The sequence below is a fragment of the Myceligenerans crystallogenes genome, assembly GCF_039529775.1.
Taxonomy (GTDB): domain Bacteria; phylum Actinomycetota; class Actinomycetes; order Actinomycetales; family Cellulomonadaceae; genus Myceligenerans; species Myceligenerans crystallogenes.
The window spans coordinates 37,541-59,010 of the sequence record NZ_BAAANL010000002.1 but is presented as its reverse complement, the minus strand read 5'-3'; the positions used below and the strand labels follow the sequence as shown (position 1 = coordinate 59,010).

Genomic DNA, 21,470 nt, shown 5'->3' with positions numbered 1-21,470 from the left:
TCCCGCTCACTGGTCCGCCGTGGGGTGCTGGGTCGGCGTGGGGGTGTCGTACTGCTGCTCGATCTCGGCGATCATCGACTCGAGCGTCTCGTAGGCCGGAGGTTCGACGACGTCGACGGGCGCGGGCGGCGCCTCGACCCCGGCCTCCTCGAGCACCGCGGTGAACACCGCGGCGTCGTTCGGCCGGAAGCCGTGCGCCGCGACCAGGCGGGTCAGCTCGGGGTCGCTCTCCAGGAGCGTGCCGATCTCGTCCCCCGCGTCGGTGAGCGTGACGAAGGCGTGCCGGGACAGGATGGTCGGCTCGGGGTACATCAGGAGCATGTCGTCGGTGATCGCGGCGGCGGTGGCCTCGTCGAGCTGCCGGCCCAGGAACTGCGCCTCGTAGATCATCACGAGCGGCTTGGAGCCGATGCCCTGGGAGAGGTAGTCCTCGAACGGGGACTCCGACGAGTCGGCCGAGTAGCCCTGCTCCAGGAAGAGCGGGGCGAGCTCGTCCAGCACCTCGTCCTGCTCGGCGCCGCCGACGACGCTGTCGCCGTTGGCCACGTAGGAGGCGATCGCCAGGTACATCGCCGCGGAGTTCGACGTGCGCACGTCGGTGCTGGACACCAGGATCGAGCGGGAGCTCGGGTACGCCTCGGCGGCGCCCTCCAGGTCCTCCCAGCGGGTGTCGTCCGCGACCAGCTCGAGGTACCGCTCCATGTCGAGGGTCCAGCGGCCGTCCGACTCCTTCGCGACGCCCGCGTCCCGCAGGAGCTCGGCGATGGGCCGCCAGCTCGCGAGCGCCATCGGCGTGTAGAACGGGTCGTGGGACGTCTCGGCGCCGGTCTCCTCGACGAGCTTGTCCCGGGCGGGAGCGGACCCCGGCGAGACGAAGTCGACGCCGGCCAGGTCGACGCTGGTGGCGATCTGCCGCGAGCCGGCCGTGGTGACGCGGACGTCCAGGCCGTGCCGGGCGAACGCGGCCTTGACCCGCGGGTCGTCGAAGAAGGGCTCCTTCTCCGATCCGATGACGCCGGTCACCACGCGCAGGTCACCGCCCTCACCGGGGCCGGAGCCGCCCGCGAGCCCGCGGCCGATCACGATCGCGACGACGATTCCGACGACGAGCACTGCGGCGAGGACCAGCCCGGCCACCCGCCTGGTGGTTGATGTCATGCCCCGTCCAAGATCAACGCCCGGACCTGGGATCCCGGGCTACGTGGCCACAGCGTAGACACGGCCGGGCCGACGGGGGAAGGAAAATAGGGTTGCCGGAAGCTGAATTCGAAGTGACGTCTGACCTGCGCAAACATGGCGAGCACGTGACCTTGCCGGCCACTCGGGAACCCCGGGACGCAAGGTGCCCGCGATCCGGCGCAGCGGGAGGCTGCGCCGGATCGCGGGCACGCGACGCGGGGACGGTCAGGCGGGGACGGTCAGGCGGGGGCCGGAGCCTTGTCCTGGGCGGCGGCCGCGATCTGCTCGAAGAGGGCGGCGGCCGCGGCGGCCGGGGCGGCCTCCAGGAACTCGCCCTCGGGGGTGAGGGCCTCGCCGAACTTCAGGCCCGGGCCGGGCAGCACGACGGCCTCGACGCGGGCGAGCACCTCGCCGAGCTGACGGGCGGCGTCGGCCCCGGCACCCCAGCCGTAGCCGACGACGCCGACCGGCAGGCCGTTCCACTCCGCGAACAGGGTGTCGATCGCGTTCTTCAGGATGGCCGGGTAGCCGCCGTTGTACTCGGGGGTCGTGATCACGAGGCCGTCGTACGAGCGGATCTTCTCGGCCCACGCGATGGTGCTGGGCTCGGCGTAGTTGCCCGAGCGCGGCGTCTCGGGGTCGGCGAGGTGCGGCAGGCCGACCTCGGCCAGGTCGATGAGGTCGACGTCGGCGCCCTCGGGGGCCTGCGCGTGCACCCAGCCCGCGACCTTGTGGCCGATCCGGGTGGGGCGGGACGAGCTGACGACGATGCCGATCTTGCGAGTTGTCATACCCCTCGCAACTCGCTGAACGTTCAACTATCTTCCCGCCCGGCGGCAATGTGTCCCACGCCACTCGGCAAGGCGCCTCAGAACGATTCGATGCGGCGCCCGCCCACGCCGTAGCATTTCCCGCATGGCCCAGAAAGCGCTTACCACCGACGTCCGCATCGACAGCGCTCACCCCACCCGCTCGATCCTCCGCCTCCTCGCCCGCCGTCCCGGCCGGATGTCCCTGGCGATCGCCGCGTTCACGGCCAAGGAGGTCCCCATGTGGTTCCTCCCGGTGATCACCGCGGCGGTGATCGACATCGTGGCCACGGGCGGCAGCGTGCAGGGCGTGCTGATCTGGTTCGGCGTCGCCGCCGTCCTGCTGCTGCAGAACATCCCCAACCATCTGGTCTACACGCGCCACTTCATGACCGTCGTGCGCGACACCGGCGCGCTGCTGCGCAACGCTCTGGCCGCCCGCCTGCAGAGCCTCTCGATCGGGTACCACACGCGGGCCAGCTCCTCGGTGGTGCAGTCCAAGGTGGTGCGCGACGTCGAGAACATCGAGGTCATGCTCCAGCAGGTCACCCATCCCGTGCTCTCCTCGGCGATGGTGCTGGCCGGCGCGGTGACGATGACCGCGCTCAAGGTCCCCGAGTTCCTGCCGGTGTACCTGCTGGCGGTCCCGCTCGCCCTCGGCATGCGGTGGGCCACGGCCCGCAGCTCCCGGGACCGGAACGAGCAGTTCCGCCGCGAGGTCGAGGGCTTCGCGTCCCGCGTGGGCGAGATGGCCTCGCTCATCCCGATCACCCGCGCGCACGGCCTGGAGCAGACCGCCGTCTCCCGCCTCGCCGCCGGCGCCGACGGCCTGCGCCGCGCCGGCCTGCACCTGGACATGCTCAACGGCCGCGTCGCCTCGTTCTCCTGGGTCTCGATGCAGCTGCTCGGCGTCGCCTGCCTGGCCCTGGCCGCCATCTTCGCCCTGACCGGGTTCCTGCCGATCACGCCCGGCGAGGTGGTGCTGCTGTCCAGCTACTTCGCGCTCCTGACCCAGGGCCTGGCCCAGCTGCTCATGCTCATCCCGGTCGCCGCCCGCGGCACCGAGTCCCTGCGGTCCGTCGCCGAGGTCCTGGAGGAGCCCGACCTCGAGGAGAACGCGGGCCGCCGCGCCGTCGACGGCGTCGTCGGCGAGCTGACGCTCGAGCACGTGCACCACCGGTACCCCGACGCCGACGACGACGCCCTCGCCGACGTGAACCTCACCATCGCCCCCGGCGAGACCGTCGCGTTCGTCGGATCCTCCGGATCCGGCAAGTCCACGCTGCTCAACCTGGTGCTCGGCTTCATCCGCCCGACGTCGGGCCGCCTGCTCGTGGACGGCGCCGACGCCCAGGAGCTGGACCTGCGCACCGTGCGGCGGCACGTGTCCGTCGTCCCGCAGGAGTCCGTCCTGTTCGAGGGCACGATCCGCGAGAACGTCACGTACGGCATCCCGGACGCGTCCGACGACGTCGTGCGCGCCGCGCTGCGGGACGCCAACGCGCTGGAGTTCGTCGACGAGCTGCCCAGGGGCTGGGACACGGTGGTCGGCGAGCGCGGGGCGCGGCTGTCCGGCGGGCAGCGGCAGCGCATCGCCATCGCCCGCGCGCTCGTGCGCGACCCGCGCGTCCTGCTGCTCGACGAGGCGACCAGCGCCCTGGACACCGAGTCGGAGACCCTGGTCAAGGAGGCGCTCGGCCGCCTCATGCGGGGCCGCACGACCCTCGTGGTCGCCCACCGCCTCTCCACGATCCGGCAGGCGGACCGCATCATCGTGCTGGAGCACGGCCGCGTCGTCGAGCACGGCTCCCACGACGACCTGCTGTCCCGCGCGGGCCGCTACGCGACCCTCCACGAGACCCAGGCCGGCTGACCTCAGCCCTTGACCGCCCCGGATATCCCGGCGCCGTCCAGGAACAGTCTCTGGAACAGCAGGAAGATCAGGACCGGGATGACGGTGCTGACCGCGAGCGCCGCGAGAAGGACTTCGAGCTCGACGTAGTCCTGCAGGGCGGGCAGCCGCACGGACAGCGGCTGCACCGCCTGGTCGCGCAGCACGAGCAACGGCCACAGGAAGTCCTTCCACGCGGTGACGAACGCGAGGACGGAGACGACGCCGAGGACGGGCCGGGACATGGGCAGCACGATCGACCAGCCGAGCCGGAAGGGCCCGGCGCCGTCGACCCGGGCGGCCTCGAACACCTCGCGGGGCAGGCCGTCGAAGAAGCGGGTCACGAGCAGCACGTTGAACGCGTTCGCGCCGGCGGGCAGCCAGACGGCCCAGAAGGTGTTGACGAGGGAGACGTGCAGGCCGGGCACGTCGAGCACGGTGAGGTAGAGCGGGACGAGCAGCACGACGGCCGGCACGAACAGGGTGGACAGCACCAGCCAGTTCAGGATGCGCGCGTACCAGGGCCGCAGCACGGACAGCACGTAGCCCCCGGTCACGGCCACGAGGAGCTGCACGGCCCAGGAGCCGAGCGCGAGCCAGAGGGTGTTGACGAAGTGCAGGTCGATGTCGAACCGCGTCCAGGCCTCGGCGAGGTTGGCGAGGTCGATGCCGTGGGGAAAGACCGCCAGCGGGGTGCGCAGGGTGTCCTGGGTGGGGGTGACCGCGGCCTTGGCCAGCCACAGGACGGGCCCGAGGCCGGTCACCAGGAGCGCGGCGAGCAGGAGCCCGTGCACGGCGCGCAGGCCGTACCGGATGCCGGGGCGGCGCAGATCGGCGTCGGAGACGATGCCGCGGTCGGCGGGGTCCGGCGCCTTCGGGGTGGTGCGCGTGCGGCCGGTCATGTCGTGCTCCAGCGTCGGGTCAGGCGGAAGTAGATCGCGGACAGGATCGCGAGGACGACGGCGAGCAGGAGGCTGAGCGCGGTGGCCGCCCCGTAGTCCCCGCGGCCGCCGAACGCGTAGTTGTAGATCATCAGCAGGATCGTGGTGGTGGAGTTCGCGGGGCCGCCGCCGGTGAACAGGTACGGCTCGGTGAACACCTGCGAGGTCCCGATGACCTGCAGGATCAGCGTGACGAACAGGACGCCGCGCAGCTGCGGCAGGGTGACGTGCCAGATCTTGCGCCAGATCCCGGCGCCGTCGACCTCGGCGGCGTCGTACAGCTCGGGGGCGACGCCCTTGAGGGCGGCGAGGTAGATGATGACGGTGCCGCCCGCGGCGGCCCACGTGGCCTCCAGCACGAGCGAGGGCATCGCCCAGGCGGGGTCCTGCAGCCACGGGAACGGGCCCGCGCCGAACCAGCCGGCGATCGTGTTGAACACGCCGGTGCCGGAGGCGCCGTAGAAGGTCTTCCACAGCAGGACGGCCACGACGGGCGGCACGACGACGGGGAGGTAGGCCAGCGCCGCGAACATCCCGGGCAGCCTGCGCACCTCGCTCATCGCCACGGCCGCGGCCAGCGGCAGCGGGTAGCCGAACACCAGGGCGAGCACCGCGAACCACAGGGTGTTCCGCACGGCGACGGGCAGCAGCGGGTCCGCGAGCACGTAGGTGAAGTTGTCCGGCCCCACGAACTCCGGCGGCGCGACGAGGTTGGTGAACTGGACGCTCATCACGACCGCGCGCACGATCGGGAACCAGGAGAACAGCCCGAAGCACAGCAGCAGGGGCAGCGCGATCACGAGGGTGGAGAGCCCGCCGCGGCGGCGGAGCGACGCGGCCCGGCCGCGCGGCGCGGGCGGCCGGGGCCGGCCCGGAGCGGACGTCCCGCTCCGGACCGGCCCCGCGGCGAGGGTGGACGCCATGGATCAGCTCCGGTCGATCAGGGTCTGGACCTGCTTCTCGGCGTCGCCGAGCAGCGTCGCGACGTCCGCGTCCTCGTCGGTGAGCACGGCCTGCACCACCGGGTCGAGGGTCGCGTACAGGTCCTGCGTGGCCGACGGCGGTTCCGGGGCCAGCGGCTGGTCGTAGATCGCGGCCGTGTACGGCGCGAACTGCTCCAGGGGCACGTTGATCCGGCCCGCGATCCACTCCTGCGTCCGGTCGTAGGTGGCCTTGTCGAACACCGGCAGCACGGGCGCGCCGACCGGCTGGTCCTGCGCGGCCAGCGCCTCGGCGTCGGCCACCGCGCCCTCCTGCGTGGTCAGCTTGCCCATGAAGTAGAAGTCGATCCACCGCACGGCCGCGGCCTGCTCGGCCGGGGTGGCCTTGGCGCTGACGGCGGCGAGGGTGCCGCCGCCGAGCACGGCGGCGTCGTCGCCCTCCAGCGGCAGCACGGTGACGCCGTAGTCGTCGGGGTTCATCGCGTTCTGCGTGACGAGGTTGCCGTAGTCGCCGCCGCCGGAGACGAACATGCCGATCTTCCCGGCGCCGAAGTCCGCGTGGCTGGTGGCCCAGTCGTGCAGGAAGTTGTCGCCCATGGAGTCGTCCTCCCAGCGCATGGCCCGCAGGTACTCCAGGGCCTGGCGGTACTCGGGGGTGTCGATCGTGGCGGTCACCACCGGCGCGTCGCCGCCCTCGCTCACCTCCTCGCCGCGGCCGCCCAGCGCGTACACGAGGGTCGTCAGGATCCAGCCGCCGGTGTTCGACGACGTCATCATCGCGAAGCCGGTCTCGCCCGTCTCCTCGCTGATCGTCCTCGCCGCCTCGCGGACCTCGTCCCAGGTGGCGGGCGGGACGTCGGGGTCGAGCCCGGCCTCCTCGAACAGGGCCCGGTTGTAGTGGATGCCCTGGCCGTAGGCCGCGATCGGCACGGCCCACTGGGCGCCGTCGGCGGACTGGCCGGCGGCGGCCACCGTCTCGTTGAAGCTGCCCGCGTACGGCAGCTCGGCGATCAGGCCGGAGATGTCGGCGATCTGCTGCCGCTCGATGAGGCCGCGGCCGTCCGTGAACGGCACGGTGAACACGTCGGGCAGCGTGCCGCCGGCCAGGTCCGCGGCGAACGTGGTGCCGGTCCAGGTGTACTCCTGGGCCTCGACGGTGATGTTCGGGTTGGCCGCCATGAACTCGTCGGCGCGGGCCTCGAAGGCCTCGACGGCGTCGGGCTCCAGGCCCTCGTCCATCGCGACCTGGATGGTCACCTTCTCGTCGGCGAGCGCCTCGGCGTCGTCGGGCGTGAGCGGCTCGCCGCCGCCGGAACAGGCCGCGAGGCCGGCGGCGGTCAGGGCCGCCAGGGCGGCGACCGCCCTGCGGGGGTGCTTGCGTGACGTCATCATCACTCCTCGTTGAGCTGGAACTGCGGGGGGAAACCGGGGGGACCGGGAGGGTGCGGGTCAGTCCTGCCGGCGGTACCAGACCGCCGTGTCGGCGGGGACGACGGCGCCGCCGCCGAGCGGGGCGCTGGCGAGGATCACCTCGGCGCCGGGCGGGAGGGCCAGGGCCTCGGGGCCGAGGTTGACCACGCAGGCGAAGCCGACGCCGCGGGTGAAGGCGAGGACGGGGGCGTCGTCGTCCAGGCCGGGCAGGGCGAGCCAGGCGAACGCGTCGTCGCGCAGGCCGGGCTCGGCGCGGCGGGCCGCGATCATCGTGCGGTAGAGGGTGAGCATCGAGGCGGGGTCGGCGGCCTGGCGGTCAGCCGCGTACGCGGACCAGCCGTCCGGCTGCGGCAGCCAGGGGGCGGCGCCGTCGTCCGGGCCGAAGCCGCAGCTCGGGCCCGACGCCGCCCACGGGAGCGGGACGCGGCAACCGTCGCGGCCGGGGTCGACGCCGCCGGACCGGAAGTGCATCGGGTCCTGGATGGCGCCGCGCGGGACGTCGGCCTCCGGCAGGCCGAGCTCGTCGCCCTGGTAGACGTACAGGCTGCCGGGCAGCGCGCCGGTGAGCAGGGCCGCGGCGCGGGCGCGGCGGGTGCCGAGCTCCAGGTCGGTGGGCGTGCCGAAGCGCTTGGCGGCGAAGTCGAACGAGGAGTCCTCGCGGCCGTAGCGCGTGACGGGGCGGGTGACGTCGTGGTTGGACAGCACCCAGGTGGGCGGCGCGCCGACCGGGGCGTGCGCGTCCAGGGTGCGGGTGATGGACTCGCGCAGTTCCTTGGCGTGCCAGGGCCGCGTCATGAAGTCGAAGTTGAAGGCGGTGTGCATCTCGTCGGGGCGCAGGTAGCGGGCGAAGCGCTCGGCGTCCGGGAGCCAGACCTCGCCGACCAGGACGCGTTCGTCGTCCCCGGTGCCGTCCGTGCGACCAGCCGCGACGCCGCCGTCCCGGCTGCCGCCCCCGGCGGCGCCGTCGTCCGCGGCACCGCCCCTGGCGCCGTAGGAGTCCGCGACCGCGCGCCAGCCGCGGTAGATGTCGTGCAGGCCGTCGCGGTCCAGGTGGGGGTGCTCCCCCGGGCCCCACGTCCCCGGGACCTCCGGCAGGGCCGGGTCCTTGACCGGCAGGGCGGCGGAGTCGATGCGGATGCCGGCCGCGCCGCGGTCGAACCAGAAGCGCAGCACCGCCTCGTGCTCTGCCCGGACGTCCGCGTTCTCCCAGTTCAGGTCCGGCTGCTGCGGGGTGAACAGGTGCAGGTACCACTGGCCGGGCGTGCCGTCCGGGTTCGTGGTGCGGGTCCAGGTGGTGCCCTGGAAGCTGGAGACCCAGCTCGTCGGCATCGCGGCGCCGTCCGGGCCGCCGCCGTCGCGGAACCAGAAGCGGTCCCGCTCGGGCGAGCCGGGCGGCGCCGCGAGCGCGGCGCGGAACCACGGGTGCTCGCTGGAGACGTGGTTGGGGACGACGTCGACGATCGTGCGGATCCCCAGGTCGCGCGCCTCGGCGATGAGCGCCTCGGCCTCGGCGAGGTCGCCGAAGACGGGGTCGATCGCGCGGTAGTCGGCGACGTCGTACCCGCCGTCGGCCAGCGGCGACGCGTACCACGGGGTGTACCAGACGGCGTCGGCGCCGAGGTCACGCAGGTAGGTCAGGCGGGCGCGGATGCCCGCGAGGTCGCCCGTCCCGTCGCCGTCGGCGTCGGCGAACGAACGGGGATAGATCTGGTAGATGACGGCGTCACGCCACCATGCGCGGTCGGTCATGAGGCATGACCGTAACGACTGAACGAGTGATACGCAAGAACTTGACAGCAACCCGTTCCGGAAATGCGGGTGAACCCGCCCGCACACCCCCCCGGCGCTACCCCCGCGGCGCCGCCGCCGTGGACCGCCGCACCACGAGCTCCGGCTCGAACAGCAGCTCGTCGCGGGAGACCGTCCCGCCCCCGATGAGGCTGGCCAGCAGGTCGACGGCGGCCCGGCCCATCTGGTCGATCGGCTGCCGCACGGTGGTCAGGGCCGGGTCCGTGGAGTTCATCAGCGCGGAGTCGTCGTAGCCGACGACCGACACGTCGCGCGGCACCTCCAGGCCGGCGCGCCGCACGGCGCGGATCGCGCCGAGCGCCAGGGGGTCCGACGCCGCCAGGATCGCCGTGACGCCCCGCTCCACCAGCTTCGCCGCGGCGGCCTGACCCGGCTCGATGCCGAACCGGCTGTGCACCACGAACTCGTCCGGCAGGTCGAGACCCGCCCGGTCCGCGAACGCCCGGGCGGCGGCGAGCTTGCGCTCCGAGGGCACGTGGTCGGCCGTGCCGAGCAGCAGGCCGATCCGCTCGTGGCCCATTGAGACCAGGTGCTCCATGCCCTGCTGGGTGGCGATGAGGTCGTCGCAGGAGACGTGCGGGAACCCCAGCTCGTCGATCGAGGCGTTGATCAGCACGACCGGGAGGCCCAGGTCCTCGAGGCGCTCGTAGTGGGCGTGGTCGGCGTCCCGCTCCGAGTAGAGGCCGCCGGCGAAGATCACGCCGGACACCTGCTGCTGCAGGAGCAGGTCGATGTACTCGGCCTCCGTGATACCGCCCGCGCTGCGGGTGCACAGCACCGGGGTGAACCCCTGCTGCGCGAGCGCCCCGCCCACCACCTCGGCGAACGCGGGGAAGATCGGGTTGGCGAGCTCGGGCAGCACGAGGCCGACCAGGCGCGCGCGATCGCCGCGCAGCTTCACCGGGCGCTCGTACCCCAGCACGTCGAGCGCGGTGAGCACCGCCTCGCGCGTCGCGGCCGACACCCCGGCCTTCCCGTTCAGCACCCGGCTCACGGTCGCCTCGCTGACCCCAACCTTCTCCGCCACTTCGGCAAGTCGTCGTCCCATGGCACCGACCTTACCCAAGATCGCGCAAATGGCTTGCATGATTTGCGAGGCGCTTGCGCACCGGGCGAGTACGGGAAATCCCGCCCTTGACGCGCACCGGGGCCGTCCGTACGCTCGCCGCAAGAAGTTGACAGAATCTCTGCACAAAGTCGTCAGATAATCGGCAACTTCCCGATCACGCGCTCAGGCTCCCGCGAGCGCATCATCCGGGCCGGCGACGTCGCCGGCCGTGAGCAGGACCAGCGGAGAGGACACATCCCCATGAGGATGAGACAACGTACGCGCACGCTCGCCGTCGCGACGGCCCTGGCGGGCCTCGTCGCGTCGTCGCTCGTGGCGATCGGCGCGGCGTCCGCCGCGGCGGACGCCACGGATCTCGCGGCGGGCAAGCCGACGACGGCCAGTTCCCACCAGCAGGGCTACCCCGCGGCCCACGCCACCGACGGCAACGGGGCCACGTACTGGGAGTCCGCGAACGACAGCTTCCCCCAATGGGTGCAGGTGGATCTCGGCGCGCCCGCCGCGGTGACCGCGCTCGAGCTGGGTCTGCCCGCGGGATGGGAGGCACGCTCGCAGGACATCACCGTGCTCGGCTCGGCCGACGGGGTGTCGTTCACGACGATCGCCGGGCGGGCCCGGTACTCGTTCGCGCCGGGGTCCGGCAACACGGTCGCCGCCGACCTGCCGGACGCGACCACCCGGTTCGTCCGGCTGCGGTTCGAGGCGAACTCCACCTGGCCCGCCGGGCAGCTGTCCCGGCTGAAGGTGCTGGGCACGACGGACGCGCCGTCGGACCCGGCGGATCTCGCGGCGGGGCGGCCGGCGGCGGCGTCGTCGTCCACGCAGACCTACGTGGCCGCGCATGCGACGGACGGCGACGCAACGACCTACTGGGAGTCCGGGGCCGGGCAGTACCCGGCCACCCTGACGGCGGGTCTCGCGGCCGACGCCGAGCTGACGTCCGTGACCGTGCGCCTGAACCCGGCGACCGTGTGGGCGCGGCGGACGCAGACGTTCGCCGTGCTGGGGCAGGCCGGGTCCGGGGCGTTCGAGACGCTGGCGGCGCCCGCGACCTACACGTTCGACCCCGCTTCGGGGAACGTCGTGACGGTTCCCGTGAGCGGGACGGCGCGGGACGTGCGCCTGGAGTTCACCGCGAACTCCGGGGCGCCCGGCGCGCAGGTCGCCGAGCTCGAGGTGTACGGGACGCCGTCGGGCGAGCCGACGGATCCCCCGACGAACGAGCCGACGGACCCGCCCACCGATGATCCGACGACGCCGCCGCTGCCCGACGGGCGGGGCGCCGACATGCCGTACACCCTGCTGGAGGCCGAGAAGGGCGTGACCGGCGGCGGCGCCGTCAAGCTCGGGCCGAACCGGACCGTGGGCGACCTGGCCGGGGAGGCGTCGGGGCGGCAGGCCGTGCACCTGAGGTCCGACGGGGCCTACGTCGAGTGGACGCTCGACGCGCCCACCAACACGCTCGTGACCCGGTTCTCGATCCCGGACGCCGCGGGCGGCGGCGGGCAGAACGGCTCCGTGGACGTGTTCGTCGACGGGCAGTTCCGCGAGCGGCTGGAGCTGACCTCGAAGTTCGCCTGGGTGTACGGGAACGAGGCGAGCCCGGTGAACGACCCGGGTGCCGGGCCCGCGCGGCACGTCTACGACGAGGCGAGCACGCTGCTCGGGACGACCGTCCCGGCGGGGTCGGTGATCCGGCTGCAGAAGACCGGGAGCAACCCGCTGCCCGTGGCCGTGGACCTCGTCTCGACCGAGCTGGCCGCGCCGAAGGCCAACCCGGATCCCGCGCGGTACGCGGTGCCCGCCGGGTTCGGCCACCAGGACGTGCAGAACGCGCTCGACAAGGCGCGCACGGAGGGCCTGGCCGGGGTGTACCTGCCGGCGGGCGACTACACGACGTCGAGCAAGTTCCAGGTGTACGGCAAGGCCATGGACATCGTGGGGGCCGGTCCGTGGTTCACGCGGTTCCACGCGCCGGCGGGGCAGCACGACACCGACATCGGGTTCCGGGCGGACGCCTCGGCGAACGGCTCGAAGTTCCGGTCGTTCTCCTACTGGGGCAACTACACGCAGCGCATCGACGGGCCAGGCAAGGTGCTCGACTTCTCGGGCGTGGCGAACATGACCGTGGACGACCTGTGGGTGGAGCACATGGTCTGCATGTTCTGGGCCGCGAACCTGGACGACTCGACGATCACGAACTCCCGCATCCGGAACACGTGGGCCGACGGGATCAACATGACCAACGGGTCCTCCGGGAACGTGGTGCGGAACATCGAGACGCGCGGCACCGGTGACGACTCGTTCGCGCTGTTCGCCGCGACCGACGGCGGCGGCAGCGGGCAGCGCGGCAACCTGTACGAGAGCCTGACGTCGCTGGTCACGTGGCGGGCGGCCGGGCTGGCGGTGTACGGCGGGCAGGACAACACCTTCCGCGACATCTACGTCGCCGACACGCTCGTGTACTCCGGGGTGACGATCAGCTCGCTCGACTTCGGGTACCCGATGGAGGGCTTCGGGCCCGCGACGACGAACTTCGACGACATCCTGCTGGTACGTACGGGCGGGCACTTCTGGGGGAACCAGACGTTCCCCGCGATGTGGCTGTTCTCGGCGTCGAAGGAGTTCCGCGGGATCCGCGTGTCCGACCTCGACGTCGTCGACCCGACCTACTCCGGGATCATGTTCCAGACGAACTACGTGGGCGGGCAGCCGCAGCATCCCGTGACCGACACGGTGTTCACGCGGGTGTCGATCAGCGGGGCGCGGCGCAGCGGGGACGCGTGGGACGCGAGGTCCGGGTTCGGGATCTGGGCGAACGAGCTGCCGGAGCCCGGGCAGGGGCCGGCGGTGGGGTCGGCGACGTTCAGCGGGCTGACGCTCGGCGGGAACGCCGTCGACATCCGGAACGAGACGAGCACGTTCACGATCCAGCGGAACTGACGCCGTCAGCCGCCGCGGTGGGCCAGCCTCGGCACCCCGAACCAGAACGCGGCGAACAGCAGCACCACGGCGGCCGCGGCGATCCACGCCGCCGTGGTGCCGGCGACGACGTCGAACACCAGCAGCGTCACGCCGCCCGACACGAGCCCGAACGACGCCAGGCCCAGCCGGGCGCACCGGTCGGCCATGCGCACGAGCCACTCGCGCTTGCGCTGCCGGAACAGCGTCCGGTGGAACGCGACCGGCGCGACGATGAGGCAGGTGGTCAGCAGCGAGCCCGCCAGCACGGCGAGGTACAGGACGCGCTGGTGCGACGCGAGCGCCTCGAAGCGGGCCGAGAACGGGACGGTGAGCAGGAAGCCGGTGAGGATCTGGACGCCGGTCTGCATGACGCGCAGCTCCTGCAGGAGCTCGTTCCAGTTGCGGGTGATCCGCTCCGGTGACGGGTGCTCGTCGTCGTCCGTTCGCGTGTTCCTGCCCGTGTCCTTGCCCCTGCCCGCTGCCGCCGCTGCCATACCTGCGACCGTAACGCCGCTGCCCGCCGCTCGCGCAGGCGCGGGCGGCGGGCAGCGGTCCGGTCAGGGAGCGGACCGGCGGATCAGCTCACGAGGCACGGCTTCCCGTTCAGCGTCACGTAGCCCGGCTCGAAGGCCGCGCCCCGCGCCTTGAACGACACCGGCACCGGGTCCCCGCCCGGCACGAGCCGCGCGTTGTGCCGCAGGTGGGTCGCGGTCACGATCGTGCCGTCCTGGTCGAAGTGCGCACCGGTCCCCCGGCCGACGGTGGTCCCCGCGGGCAGGTCGAACCGCAGCCGCCAGCCCGAGACGGTCTCGTCGCCGGTCACCGACAGGCGGAGCTTGCCGGTGAAGCCGGTCGCGGTCCGGCCGGTCACGCGGTAGTCGACCGCGCACTCCGGGGTGGGCAGCGGCTCGGCCGCCAGCTCGATCAGCTCGCGCGCCTGCTCGGTGAACCAGCGGCCCGCGGCCGGGTCCTCCGTGCCGCGCTCCGGGTCGAGCGGGCCGCCCGTGCCGCGGTAGCACTTGCCGTCGGACTCGCCGGGGACCTTGATCCACAGGTGCGCGTCCACGAGTTCCTCGCCGGTCTCGTGCGTCGGCAGGTCGCCGAGCCCGCGGCCGGGCGGGTTGCACCAGGTCTCGGCGTCGGAGTACTTCCCGGCGGGCGCTTCCCACGGGCCGCGGCCGTTGCGCGAGGTGTCCAGGACGTAGTGGGTCGACGGCTCGACGTCGCCCAGCTGCTGCTCGTACCGCGAGTCGACGCCGGCCGTGTCGAGGGCCGGGTCCGGGTTGCCGGACGACCACTCGGCGTACGGCGACATCGCCACGCCCGTCCAGTCGTTCGCCGGGCCGCCGTTCCAGTACTGGTTGCCGCAGCTGCCGAAGTCGCCGGGGGCGACCTCGGTGACGTACGCGATGCAGGACGAGACCCAGCGCCCGTAGGCGGTGAGGTTGGCCGTGTACTGGTAGTTCGAGGTGTTCAGGGCGAACCCGTCGGCGTCGGCCACGCCGGCCTTGATCAGGCGGTCCGTCGCGTCGCCGACGTTGAGCCAGCCGTTGTGGCCGACGTCGAGGTAGACCTTCGTGCCGGGCAGCCCGCCGAGCGTGTCGACCGCGTAGTTGATCATCTCGAACCGCTCCGCGGCGGCCGTGGCGGCGTCGGCCTCGGCGGGCTTGCACCACTCCTGCGTGCCCTCGAGCGTCGTGTACCAGGGGATGACGCCGAGCCCGTCGGGCTCGACGACCACGACGGCCTCGCCGTCCCCGACGCCGTCCGCGACCCCGTCGATCCAGGCGCGGTACTCGGCCTGGGACGTCGCGCCGCCGGCCGAGTACTGGGCGCAGTCCCGGAACGGGACGTTGTAGGCCACGAGGGTGGCGACGTCGCCCTCGGCGTTCGCGCGGGAGACGACGTCGGCCGCCTGGGCGGAGACCTCGGCCGGGCTGCCCGACGTGAGCCAGGTCGAGGTCGGGACGGCGCCGAGGCGCTGGGCGTCGTCGCGGGCCTGGCCCGTGAGGTTCGCGGCGGCGGCGAACGTGGTGCTGAACGGGTCGGTGTAGAGGCCGGCCTCGGCCTGGCCGTTGGCCTGGCCCTCGGCCTGGCCCTCGGCGGACGCGCTCGGCCCGAGGGCGGCGACGAGGGCCAGCGGCGCGGCGAGGGCGACGGCCGCGGCGACCGCGGCACGCCCCGGGGCCCGGCCCCGGGGGACGGATGGTGCACGGAACATGAGATCTCCTTCGACCTGGGTTCGACGCCGCTGTGGGTTCGTCTCCGCTGTGAATCGTTATCGCGATGGGAACGCTTCCACGGGCGTATGGCCTAGCTTCGGTCCGCGGGCGGAGCCCCGTCAAGTCCGCAGGAGACCGGGGCTCGCGACGGACTGGGTCTTGCCTGGACGCACCGGACACCGCGGTTGCCTACGATCGACCCATGGAATCGCCTCACCCGGACGAGTTGCGGGCCGTGATGCACGAGGTGCGCCGCCTGGCGCTGACCTACAAGTTCGGGATCGACGAGGTGATGACCAAGATCGGGATCCTGCGCGACGAACTGCGGCACATGCAGCAGTACAACCCGGTGGAGCACGTGGGGTCGCGCCTGAAGTCGCTCGACTCGATCGTCGCGAAGTGCCGGCGCAAGGGCATCCCGTTCACGCCCGAGGGCATCCGCAAGCACATGTTCGACATCGCGGGCGTCCGCGTGACCTGCAGCTTCGTCTCGGACATCTACCACGTGCGCGACATGCTCATCAAGCAGGCCGACATCACCCTGCTCGAGGAGCGGGACTACATCTCCACGCCCAAGCCGAACGGGTACCGGTCGCTGCACCTGATCGTGCAGGTGCCGGTGTTCCTGTCGGACCGCACCGAGGACGTGGTGGTCGAGGTGCAGCTGCGGACCATCGCGATGGACTTCTGGGCGTCGCTGGAGCACAAGATCTACTACAAGTACCAGCGCGACGTGCCCCGGCACCTCATCGACTCGCTCAAGCTCGCGGCCGACGTCGCCCAGTCCCTGGACACCTCGATGGAACGCATCCACGAGGAGGTCAAGCAGCTGTCCGGCGGGCAGGAGCCGGCCGAGCGGCTGGACACGATCCTGAGCCCGGACGAGATCCTGCGGGAGTTCTGGTCGAGCCGGTCCGAGGACGCCCGGTTCGACGACAACGGGCGCGAACGGCGGGGGTGACCCTGGCGCCCGGCTCCCGCGGCCGTTAGCGTTCTGGCCAGCGGTTCGATCCCCGGGAGGCGGCATGCGCGCGGTTGTCCAGGAGCGTTACGGCACGGCCGACGGCGTCCGCCTCGACGACGTGCCCCGGCCCGAACCCGGGCCCGACGACGTCCTGGTCCGGGTGCACGCGTGCTCCCTGAACGGGTCCGACCGCGAGAACCTCGCCGGATCGCCCTTCTACTCCCGCATCGGGGGCCTGTCCCGCCCGCGGAACCCGGTCCCGGGTTCCGACGTGGCCGGCGTCGTCGAGGCCTGCGGCCGGAACGTCACCGGGTACTCCCCCGGCGACGAGGTGTTCGGCGAGCTGGCCGGGTATCGCGGCGGCCTCGCCGAGTACGTGGCCACGCCCGCCCGGCTCCTGGCGCGCAAGCCGCCCGCGCTCTCCTTCACCGACGCCGCCGCGATCCCCCAGGCGGGCTGCATCGCCTCGCGGGCGATCAACGGACCGGCCCGGGTCACCGCCGGGCAGCACGTCCTGGTCAACGGTGCGGGCGGGGCCGGCGGCTCGATGGTCGTCCAGCTCGCCAGGCACGCGGGCGCCGAGGTGACCGCCGTCGACGGCGCGGACAAGGCCGGGCACCTGCGCGCCGTCGGCGCCGATCACACCGTGGACTTCCGGTCCGAGGACTGGGCGCGGCACCGCGAGCGCTACGACCTGGTCGTCGACCTGGTCGGCCACCGTTCGCCGTACCGGGTGCACGGCGCGCTGCGCCCCGGCGGGGCGTACTACCTGGTCGGCGGGCGCACGCGCGTGCTGCTGGCGGTCCTCGCCGCGGGCCCGGGCCTCCGGTGGCTCACCGGGAAGCACGTGCGCGTGCTGGTCGCCCCGCAGTCCCGGGACGAGCTGCTCGCCGTCACCGACCTGGTCACCAGCGGCGTCGTCGTCCCGGCGATCGATCGGGTGTACGCGTTCGACGACGCCCTCGCCGCCGTGCGGCGGCTGGAGAGCGGCGCCCATCAGGGAAAGATCGTGGTGCGGGTCGCGGCACCGTGAGACACGTCCGCGGTCCGGGCAGCGCCCGGCCCGCGCACGTCATTCCAGCTCGCCGGCCGAGATCCGCTCCCGCACCAGCTTGTACTGGCGCTCGATGTACTCCTCGAACATGGCGCGCTCGATGCGCCACACCTTCTTCGGCCCGACCTGGATGCCCGGCAGGTCCCCGCTCCGGAGCAGGCCGTACACGATCGCGCTGGAGACGTCGAGCGTCTTGCAGACGTCAGTGAGCGTCATGAAACGGGAGTCGTCGGGCTTGTACTGACTTTCCATACGAACAGTCTCCAGGCAGGCGGGGCGATTTGCCCGGCGACGCGCCCGAAGAACCTGGTCACCGGCGTATGGTGCATGCCATGGCAATTATTCTCCCCTTCGACGGCCACGAGCCACGGATCGACCCCACCGCCTGGATCGCGCCCACCGCGACGATCGTGGGCCGCGTGACGATCGGCCCGCGCGCCAGCGTGTTCTACGGCGCGGTGCTGCGCGGCGACATGGACGAGATCACGCTCGGCGAGGGCAGCAACATCCAGGACAACTGCGTCGTGCACACCGACTGGGACGTCCCGGCCCGTATCGGCGCGGGCGTCGGCGTCGGCCACCTGGCGATCGTCCACGGCGCCACGATCGAGGACGGCTGCCTCATCGGGATGGGCGCGAAGCTGCTGAACAACAGCGTCGTCCGGGCCGGCGCGTTCGTCGCGGCGGGGGCGCTGGTGCTGGAGGGGCAGGAGATCCCCGCGCACCACCTCGCGGCGGGCCTGCCCGCGAAGGTCCGCGGCGTGCTGGACGAGGCGGGGCGCCGGCGCGTGGCGGAGAACGCCCTGGAGTACCAGAAGCTCTCGGAGCTGCACCGGCGCTCGGTGGGCTGAGGGGCTCACCGGGCGCCGGCGCGCTCGATCACTCGGCCGTGCAGGTCGCCGTGACGCCCGACGCGCTCCCGCTGCCGACGAACCCGGCCGACGTGCTCGCCCCGGCCGCGAGCGACCCGTTCCAGCCCGCGTCCGAGATCACGTTCGACCCGCTCAGCGTCCCGTTCCAGGCCTGCGTGACGGTCGCGCCGGCCAGGCTGACCCGCCAGCCCGAGATGGCCGAGCTGCCCGCCGTGACGTTGAGGTTCGCCTGGTAGCCGCCGCTCCAGCTGTTGGTGACGGTGACCGCGGCCGTGCACGCCCCGCCGGACGCCGGGGGCGGCGTCGTGGACGACGGCGGCGGCGTGGTCGACGGCGTGCCCGGGTTCGACGACGGCCACGGGCCGAGGTCCCCGCCGCCGATGTTGATGTCCGAGCAGATGAAGTACGTCTGGTCCTGGTGCGACGCCTTCCAGAGCGTGAACAGCACGGCCCGGCCGCTGCGGCCCGACAGGTTCACGTCCGTCGTGTACGGCGACTGCGTCGGGAACCGGCCGGTCTCCTTGACCAGCTGCAGGTCGCTCCAGCTGACCTGCTGCGTCGTCGGGTCGAAGCCGGCGCGCGTCACGTAGACGCGCAGGTAGTCGGCGCCGTGGTTCGCCTGGTCGTCCAGCCGGAGCTGGAAGCTCGTCGGGACGCCCTTGGCGACCCACCTGCCCGGCTTGTCGAGGGCCGCGTACTTGCCGCCCTCCGCGCCGCCGCCCGAGCAGACCCGGCTGCCGACGGACGAGTAGTTGCCGCCCATCCCGTTCTGGTAGAGGCCGTTCCAGTTCCACATGGCGTCGGGGTTGGCCTGCCACGCCTGGTAGCACATGGGGTCGTAGGTGGCCATGGCCGGGTCGTCGAAGTCGGCACCCGTGCGGCTGTGGCAGCCGTAGTTCCGCGACGGCGGGTTCGTGACCGATCCGTGCGCGGCGGCGTCGGGGGCGTTCGCGGTCTGGATCGCGACCACCCCCATCGATAGGACCAGCGCGACGGCGGCGAGTACCGCCGCGGTTCGCGCCCTTGCAGCAGTGACGACGTGCATGGCTCCTCCTCGAGCTCAACGGTGGCACCACCGTGAACCACCGTCACTGCCCCGGCCAGGATGAAAATCGTTTATGACCCGTCACGCGAAGATGGTCCGTGACCTCCGGACGGAGGCCACGGACCAGCGGCGAACGGGTCAGCGCTGCGCCGCGCAGTCGCCACGGGATCCATACCCGGGCTTCCTTACATACCGCGTGGTCGGTATGCTGTCGCTGACCCCGACGGCAAGGAGGCCACCGTGGAGATCATCGGCGCCGTGCTGGAGCGCTGCGGCGCGCCCGCCCCGTACCGCGAGTCGCGGCCGGTCACGGTCGGGCCGCTGGAGCTCGACCCGCCCGGGCCGGGCGAGATCCTGGTGCGGATCGAGGCCGCCGGGCTGTGTCACTCCGATCTGTCCGTGGTGGACGGCAGCCGCGAGCGCCCCGTGCCGATGCTGCTCGGGCACGAGGCGGCGGGCGTCGTCGAGCAGGTGGGGCCCGCGGGCGGCGCCGCGTTCGGCGTCGGGCAGCGGGTGGTCATGACCTTCCTGCCGCGCTGCGGCAAGTGCGCCGCGTGCCGTACCGACGGGCGGCTGCCGTGCGGCGTGGGCAGCGCCGCGAACGCCGCCGGCTCGCTCGTCGGCGGCGGGCGGCGGCTGCGGCGCTCCGGGCCGGACGGCCCGCGGGAGGTGCACCACCACCTCGGCGTGAGCGCGTTCGCGACGCATGCCGTCGTGTCCGCGACGTCGGTCGTGCCGGTGGACGACGACGTCCGGGCCGACGTCGCGGCCCTGCTGGGCTGCGCCGTGCTGACCGGGGGCGGGGCGGTGCTGAACGCGGGCCGTCCCGCCGCGGGCGAACCCGTCGCCGTGGTCGGGCTCGGCGGGGTCGGGATGGCCGCGCTGCTGGTCGCCGCGGCGCTGGGGCACGAGGTGATCGCCGTCGACGCCGTACCCGCGAAGGTGGAGCTCGCACGGGGGCTGGGGGCCGCGGCGTACACGCCGCAGGAGGCCGGCGACGCCGGGATCCGCGCGCCCGTCGTCGTCGAGGCGGCCGGGAGCGCCCGGGCGTTCGAGACCGCCTTCGGGATGACGGCGCCGGGCGGGACGACGGTGACGGTCGGGCTCCCCCACCCCGGGGCGCGGGCGGCGATCTCGCCGCTGACCCTGACCGCGGAGGCCCGCACCGTCGTCGGCTCCTACCTGGGGTCCGCGGTGCCGGGCCGGGACATCCCCGTCTACGTCGACCTCTGGCGCGCGGGGAAGCTACCGCTGGAGAAGCTCGTGTCGGACCGGATCACGCTCGACGACCTGCCGGGTGCGCTGGACCGCCTGGCGTCAGGGGCCGCCCTGCGTCAGCTGATCGAGTTCTGACGAGGTGCCCGGGACTCGCGGCGTCGTCAGACGCACCGAGCGGCGTCGGACACCTCCCGGCGGCCGCGCCGCCCGCGGTCGGACGACCGCACCACACCGGGCCGCACGAGCTGGAAAACTGTGCCGTACCCCTGAACCGAAAGGACGACGATGACCTCTCGTACCGCCATCGTGACCGGAGCCGCGCGCGGCATCGGCGCCGCAACCGCCGCACGCCTCGCCCGGGAGGGCCACGCCGTGGCCGTGCTGGACCTGCTGGAGGACCAGGCCACCGCGACGGCCGAACGGATCGTGGCCGGCGGCGGCCGGGCGATCGCCGTCGGCGTGGACGTCTCCGACGAGGCGGCCGTGACCGCGGCCGTGGAGCGGGTCGCGGCCGAGCTCGGCGCGCCGACGATCCTGGTGAACAACGCCGGGATCCTGCGGGACAACCTGCTGTTCAAGATGTCGCTGGAGGACTGGGACGCCGTCCTGGGGGTGCACCTGCGCGGGGCGTTCCTCATGACGCGGGCGGTGCAGGCGCACATGGTCGAGGCGAGGTTCGGGCGGATCGTGAACCTGTCCTCCACCTCGGCGCTGGGCAACCGCGGGCAGGCGAACTACGCGGCGGCGAAGGCCGGGATGCAGGGCTTCACCAAGACGCTCGCGATCGAGCTGGGCAAGTTCGGGATCACGGCGAACGCGATCGCGCCGGGGTTCATCCAGACGGACATGACCAGGGCGACCGCCGAGCGGGTCGGCGTGCCGTTCGACGAGTACGTCACGGCCGCCACCGCCCAGATCCCGGTGGCCCGGCCGGGCGTGCCGGAGGACATCGCCGCGGCGGCGGCCTACTTCGCGTCGGAGGACGCCGGCTTCGTCTCGGGCCAGGTGCTGTACGTGGCGGGCGGGCCGCGCGACTGACCCGGGCCAGGCGGAAATCGCGC

General features: G+C 72.9%; 18 protein-coding genes. 7 read left to right on the top strand and 11 right to left on the bottom strand.

Annotation, left to right across the window (positions count from 1 at the left end; translation table 11 throughout):
• Positions 1–6 precede the first annotated feature (6 nt).
• Both ABD208_RS04940 and ABD208_RS04935 read right to left on the bottom strand, forming a co-directional pair.
• Positions 7–1,158, bottom strand: coding sequence for a hypothetical protein (locus ABD208_RS04940; protein ID WP_344100150.1), 1,152 nt, complete (start codon positions 1,156–1,158; stop codon positions 7–9).
• A 260-nt stretch (positions 1,159–1,418) separates the two neighbouring features.
• Positions 1,419–1,970: an NADPH-dependent FMN reductase gene (locus ABD208_RS04935; RefSeq protein ID WP_344100148.1), complete on the bottom strand. Its 552-nt coding sequence runs from the start codon at positions 1,968–1,970 to the stop codon at positions 1,419–1,421.
• A 124-nt stretch (positions 1,971–2,094) separates the two neighbouring features.
• Between ABD208_RS04935 and ABD208_RS04930 the strand changes: the two genes are divergently transcribed.
• Entirely contained in the window at positions 2,095–3,861 is a 1,767-nt protein-coding gene (locus tag ABD208_RS04930) for an ABC transporter ATP-binding protein (protein WP_344100146.1), read from the top strand.
• Positions 3,862–3,863: 2 nt separating this feature from the next.
• Here ABD208_RS04930 and ABD208_RS04925 read toward each other — a convergent pair whose 3' ends face one another.
• From ABD208_RS04925 to ABD208_RS04905, 5 genes are all read right to left on the bottom strand, one after another.
• Positions 3,864–4,781: a carbohydrate ABC transporter permease gene (locus tag ABD208_RS04925; RefSeq protein WP_344100144.1), complete on the bottom strand. Its 918-nt coding sequence runs from the start codon at positions 4,779–4,781 to the stop codon at positions 3,864–3,866.
• The gene (locus ABD208_RS04920; RefSeq protein ID WP_344100142.1) at positions 4,778–5,743 is read right to left on the bottom strand and encodes a carbohydrate ABC transporter permease; all 966 of its coding nucleotides are present in this window, start codon (positions 5,741–5,743) and stop codon (positions 4,778–4,780) included. Before ABD208_RS04920 ends, ABD208_RS04925 begins: the two co-directional genes overlap by 4 nt.
• Positions 5,744–5,746: 3 nt before the next feature.
• Positions 5,747–7,150 (bottom strand): ABC transporter substrate-binding protein, encoded by a 1,404-nt coding sequence (locus ABD208_RS04915; RefSeq protein ID WP_344100140.1) that lies wholly within the window; start codon positions 7,148–7,150, stop codon positions 5,747–5,749.
• A 60-nt stretch (positions 7,151–7,210) separates the two neighbouring features.
• The gene (locus ABD208_RS04910; RefSeq protein ID WP_344100138.1) at positions 7,211–8,941 is read right to left on the bottom strand and encodes a glycoside hydrolase family 13 protein; all 1,731 of its coding nucleotides are present in this window, start codon (positions 8,939–8,941) and stop codon (positions 7,211–7,213) included.
• 97 nt (positions 8,942–9,038) lie between these two features.
• Positions 9,039–10,049 carry a LacI family DNA-binding transcriptional regulator gene (locus ABD208_RS04905; protein WP_344100136.1) on the bottom strand — a complete coding sequence of 337 codons (1,011 nt, stop codon included), beginning with the start codon at positions 10,047–10,049 and terminating at the stop codon, positions 9,039–9,041.
• Between the two features lie 267 nt (positions 10,050–10,316).
• On the opposite strand from ABD208_RS04905, the gene ABD208_RS04900 reads away from it, so the two are divergent.
• Positions 10,317–13,013 (top strand): discoidin domain-containing protein, encoded by a 2,697-nt coding sequence (locus ABD208_RS04900; RefSeq protein ID WP_344100134.1) that lies wholly within the window; start codon positions 10,317–10,319, stop codon positions 13,011–13,013.
• A gap of 5 nt (positions 13,014–13,018) precedes the next feature.
• Here ABD208_RS04900 and ABD208_RS04895 read toward each other — a convergent pair whose 3' ends face one another.
• Both ABD208_RS04895 and ABD208_RS04890 read right to left on the bottom strand, forming a co-directional pair.
• Entirely contained in the window at positions 13,019–13,528 is a 510-nt protein-coding gene (locus ABD208_RS04895) for a DUF6328 family protein (RefSeq protein ID WP_344100132.1), read from the bottom strand.
• Between the two features lie 83 nt (positions 13,529–13,611).
• Positions 13,612–15,255: a glycoside hydrolase family 6 protein gene (locus ABD208_RS04890; protein ID WP_344100130.1), complete on the bottom strand. Its 1,644-nt coding sequence runs from the start codon at positions 15,253–15,255 to the stop codon at positions 13,612–13,614.
• Between the two features lie 203 nt (positions 15,256–15,458).
• On the opposite strand from ABD208_RS04890, the gene ABD208_RS04885 reads away from it, so the two are divergent.
• Complete coding sequence (locus ABD208_RS04885; protein WP_344100128.1) at positions 15,459–16,217, top strand: GTP pyrophosphokinase; 759 nt, start codon at positions 15,459–15,461, stop codon at positions 16,215–16,217.
• A gap of 64 nt (positions 16,218–16,281) precedes the next feature.
• A complete protein-coding gene (locus ABD208_RS04880; protein ID WP_344100126.1) occupies positions 16,282–17,253 on the top strand; it encodes an NAD(P)-dependent alcohol dehydrogenase in 972 nt (323 codons plus the stop codon).
• Between the two features lie 39 nt (positions 17,254–17,292).
• Here ABD208_RS04880 and ABD208_RS04875 read toward each other — a convergent pair whose 3' ends face one another.
• A complete protein-coding gene (locus ABD208_RS04875) occupies positions 17,293–17,526 on the bottom strand; it encodes a helix-turn-helix domain-containing protein (RefSeq protein WP_344100124.1) in 234 nt (77 codons plus the stop codon).
• 80 nt (positions 17,527–17,606) lie between these two features.
• On the opposite strand from ABD208_RS04875, the gene ABD208_RS04870 reads away from it, so the two are divergent.
• Positions 17,607–18,125 (top strand): gamma carbonic anhydrase family protein, encoded by a 519-nt coding sequence (locus tag ABD208_RS04870; protein WP_344100122.1) that lies wholly within the window; start codon positions 17,607–17,609, stop codon positions 18,123–18,125.
• A gap of 28 nt (positions 18,126–18,153) precedes the next feature.
• Here ABD208_RS04870 and ABD208_RS04865 read toward each other — a convergent pair whose 3' ends face one another.
• Positions 18,154–19,191 carry a lytic polysaccharide monooxygenase gene (locus ABD208_RS04865; RefSeq protein ID WP_344100120.1) on the bottom strand — a complete coding sequence of 346 codons (1,038 nt, stop codon included), beginning with the start codon at positions 19,189–19,191 and terminating at the stop codon, positions 18,154–18,156.
• A gap of 240 nt (positions 19,192–19,431) precedes the next feature.
• Here ABD208_RS04865 and ABD208_RS04860 point away from each other — a divergent pair, with 240 nt between their 5' ends.
• Together ABD208_RS04860 and fabG are read left to right on the top strand one after the other, a co-directional pair.
• Positions 19,432–20,544, top strand: a complete 1,113-nt coding sequence (locus tag ABD208_RS04860) for an alcohol dehydrogenase catalytic domain-containing protein (RefSeq protein ID WP_344100117.1) — start codon at positions 19,432–19,434, stop codon at positions 20,542–20,544.
• A 150-nt stretch (positions 20,545–20,694) separates the two neighbouring features.
• Positions 20,695–21,447, top strand: a complete 753-nt coding sequence (gene fabG / locus ABD208_RS04855) for a 3-oxoacyl-ACP reductase FabG (protein WP_344100115.1) — start codon at positions 20,695–20,697, stop codon at positions 21,445–21,447.
• The last annotated feature ends 23 nt before the right edge of the window (positions 21,448–21,470 follow it).